The 3,513-nt window shown below is 52.9% G+C and carries 5 protein-coding genes; all 5 read left to right on the top strand.

The window, feature by feature from the left end:
* On the top strand, positions 1-791 hold a 791-nt coding region (locus tag ACY2VT_RS14205; protein WP_461880331.1), incomplete at its 5' end, for an erythromycin esterase family protein.
* Positions 792-868: 77 nt separating this feature from the next.
* Positions 869-1,381: a hypothetical protein gene (locus ACY2VT_RS14200; RefSeq protein WP_461880330.1), complete on the top strand. Its 513-nt coding sequence runs from the start codon at positions 869-871 to the stop codon at positions 1,379-1,381.
* Positions 1,378-2,364 (top strand): ribosome small subunit-dependent GTPase A, encoded by a 987-nt coding sequence (gene rsgA, locus ACY2VT_RS14195; RefSeq protein WP_461880329.1) that lies wholly within the window; start codon positions 1,378-1,380, stop codon positions 2,362-2,364. The genes ACY2VT_RS14200 and rsgA overlap by 4 nt, the downstream gene beginning before the upstream one ends.
* The gene (locus ACY2VT_RS14190) at positions 2,364-3,032 is read left to right on the top strand and encodes a response regulator transcription factor (RefSeq protein ID WP_461880332.1); all 669 of its coding nucleotides are present in this window, start codon (positions 2,364-2,366) and stop codon (positions 3,030-3,032) included. The genes rsgA and ACY2VT_RS14190 overlap by 1 nt, the downstream gene beginning before the upstream one ends.
* A gap of 82 nt (positions 3,033-3,114) precedes the next feature.
* Positions 3,115-3,513 (top strand): ATP-binding cassette domain-containing protein (locus ACY2VT_RS14185; RefSeq protein WP_461880328.1); only part of this gene is annotated, 399 nt, incomplete at its 3' end.

Raw genomic sequence — 3,513 nt, 5'->3', positions numbered from 1 at the left:
GTTTCGATATGGAGCAGCGTGCCTACACCTATCGCTATCTGCTGGAAGCGCTGCAAAAGGCAAACATCGACACCGCCGATTTTGAGAAGATGTGGAACAGCGAAGCGAACACCTACGCAGACGGCTACACCGCCGAGCAGCGCACGCAGATCATCACCGCAGTCAAAAATCAGCTGTCGCCGGAGGATGCGCAGTCGATCCATTTTGCGGACATTTTGCTCCAGAATATCGAGCTTGGGAAATACATAGACGATTCCGGTGAGCTGAACGCACAGCGTGACCGGATGATGGCAGAGAATACGCTGTGGATCTTGCAGCAGGAACAGGCGCGCGGAAACAGCCGCATCCTGATCTCCGGGCACAACAACCATATCATGCAATGCGAAAATGCCGGGACGCCGGTGCTCGGCAGTCTGCTTGCCGAAAATCTTGGCGACGGTTATTTTGCCATCGGTACAGATTTCTACAAGTCCGTCTGCAATCTCCCGAAGCCGTATACCGGAAAGCGGATCACCCATACCTTTTACTCCTATGACCCGCTTGCCAAAGCATCGAAGAAATGCGGCTTTGATGTCAGCTTTTTGGATTTTTCCAAAGTGCCAGAAGGGTCTGCGCTTATGGAGTATATTGCTAATAGCGTTCCGATGGGTTCATTGGGCGAATATTACAGCATCCTAATGAATTTCGTTCCGAGAAGCTACCGCGTTTGGCGTGCCCCACAGGACGCCTATGACGCCATGATCTTTGTGACAGATACGGCACCAATCGAAATTGAGTCGCTGAACAAATAGATACGATACGGAGGCAACGATGACCCTTGACTTCAAGGAAGAATAAACCTCCGGTTATGAAAGAGAGGAGAAAAACAATGTCAAAGAGAGCACGGCAATACATCGGTATTCTGGTGGCCGTGATTGTCTATTATCTCGTTCACGAAGGGGCGCACCTGCTATATGCGCTTTTTACCGGAGTGTTCCGACAGGTAAATTTTATGGGGCTTGGTGTGCAGGTGGATGTTTTCCGTGAACGCATGACAGACACGCAACTCGGCATCTTCTGCCTTGTCGGCGCACTGGCAACTTTTTGCATAGCGTATCTGTTGACTGCACTTGCAAAGAAAATCGGCACGATCGGGAGCAAACTGCTTCGCGCAATTCTGTATTACATCACAATTGCGCTTCTTTTGATCGATCCGCTTTACCTGAGTATCCTGTGCGGCCTGTTCGGCGGCGGAGATATGAACGGGATCGCACTTCTGCTGCCCGAATGGGCGGCAAGGATTGGATTCGGAGCACTTCTGATCGTAAATGGGCTTATGTTCTGGAAACGGGTCTTGCCGGTTTACAGCAGTTCCTTTTCCAATACGGAGGCACAGACATGAATGAGTTACGGGCAAGAGTCATCTCGCAGGAAAAAGGTGTTTATAAAATTCAGAGCGGTACAGCAGTAAAGCTGGCCGAGATCTCCGGCAAATACCGATATGAGACGCAAACGGTTTCTGATTATCCCGCAGTCGGGGATTATATCATTGCCGCATGGCCGGAGGATGACAGCAAGGCGGTCATTACGGGATTGTTTCCGCGAAAGAGCTGCTTTATCCGAAAGGCGGCTGGTACGGGAAAGCAGGAGCAGGTCGTCGCCGCCAATATTGATACCGCCTTTATCTGTATGTCGTTGAACAACAACTTTAATATCCGGCGGCTGGAGCGGTATCTGTCTGTTGCTTACGAAAGCGGCGCAGCCCCCGTAGTGGTTCTGACAAAATCAGATCTTTGTTCCGATGTGGAAAGCAAAATCCTTGAGGCGCAAAATGTCGCGCCGGGTGTGGATGTGCTGGCGATCTCCTCATTAGACGAGGACTATGAGGCGGTCGTGAACTATATTCTGCCGGGCAAAACCGTGGCGTTTATCGGTTCCTCTGGTGTTGGAAAGTCTACGCTCATCAATAAGCTGACCGGCACAGACAGCATCGCCACGCGCGAGATCGGAAACGACGATAAAGGACGGCACACAACGACCCACCGGGAGCTGATTCAACTTCCCAACGGTGCTTTTGTCATTGACACGCCCGGCATGCGCGAGCTTGGCATGTGGGACAGCGGCGACGGCATTGATACGGCGTTTGCGGATATTGAAGGATTGTCCCGCGCGTGCAAATACGCCGACTGCACCCACACCTCGGAGCCGGGATGCGCCGTTCTGCGGGCACTTGCGGACGGAACACTGGATACCGCCCGACTTGCGTCCTATCGAAAGCTGAAAACGGAAAACGACTATGCAGCGGACAATAGCCGGTATTTGGAGGCCAAACGCACGAAATTCAAAGAGATCGCCAAAATCAATAAATCCAACAGGAAAAGATGATGCAGGCAATCTTGATTATCGACGACGATGCCGCCATCGGCAATCTGGAACAGGAGGTTTTAGAGCGGGCGGGCTATGCGGTGCAACGCGCTTACTCCGGGACAGAGGCGCTGCTGCTCTTGAAATCGAGCCATCCCAATCTCATTCTGCTCGACCTGATGCTGCCGGGACTGAGCGGTGAGGAAGCCCTGCCCCGGATTCAGTGGATCCCTGTCATTGTGGTCAGTGCTAAGACTGCCGTGCAGGACAAAGTGAATCTGCTCCTTGGCGGCGCGGCGGATTACCTCACCAAACCATTCGACACAAAAGAATTGTTGGCCCGCGTGGCGGTGCGCCTGCGCGAGGCGTCGCATTCCCCGCTTGCGGCAGTTTACACCTGCGGCAGCCTGATGCTGGACACGGCATCCCATGAAGTCCGCGTCGGTGATGTACAGGTGCAGCTGACCCGGACAGAGTACGCGATCCTAAAGCTGCTGATGCAGAATCCCGGTCAGGTACTGGCAAAATCAGTTCTGCTCGACCGCATCAGTGCCGATACGCCGGACTGCACCGAAAGCTCGCTCAAAACGCACATCGGCAATCTGCGCGGCAAGCTGCGCAGCGCATCCGACCACGACTATGTGGAAGCAGTCTGGGGTATCGGCTTCCGGCTGAAAACAGAATCTTGATGATTTCTGGACGATTTTCTTGACCGCTTTCTGGAACTTTGCCTGATACCATTGGGTCAATCAAGCAAAGGAGGTACTTAACATGGAATACGTGCTTGAAACCAATGGACTCTCCAAGCGCTACCGTGCTTTCACGGCGCTGAACGGGCTGAACATGCACATCCCGAAAGGCTCGATCTATGGCTTTGTCGGCAGAAACGGTGCGGGTAAAACGACACTCATCCGCCTGATCTGCGGCTTGCAGGAGCCAACGGACGGCAGCATTACGCTTTACGGTGCAAAAAATACGGATACAGAAATTTATCGTTGCCGACGCAGGATGGGTGCCGTGGTAGAAAGCCCGGCAGTCTACGCAGATATGACGGCAGTGGAAAACATCCGCCAGCAGTATCGCGTGTTGGGACTTCCGTCCGATGACGGCATTGAGGAACTTTTACATCTTGTTAGTCTCGGTGACACCGGCAAAAAGAAAGCAAAAAAT

Origin of the sequence: Fusicatenibacter sp., assembly GCF_050872605.1 — a bacterium.
In the GTDB taxonomy this organism is placed as follows: Bacteria; Bacillota; Clostridia; order Lachnospirales; family Lachnospiraceae; genus Fusicatenibacter.
This window is presented reverse-complemented; position numbering and strand designations above follow the sequence as displayed.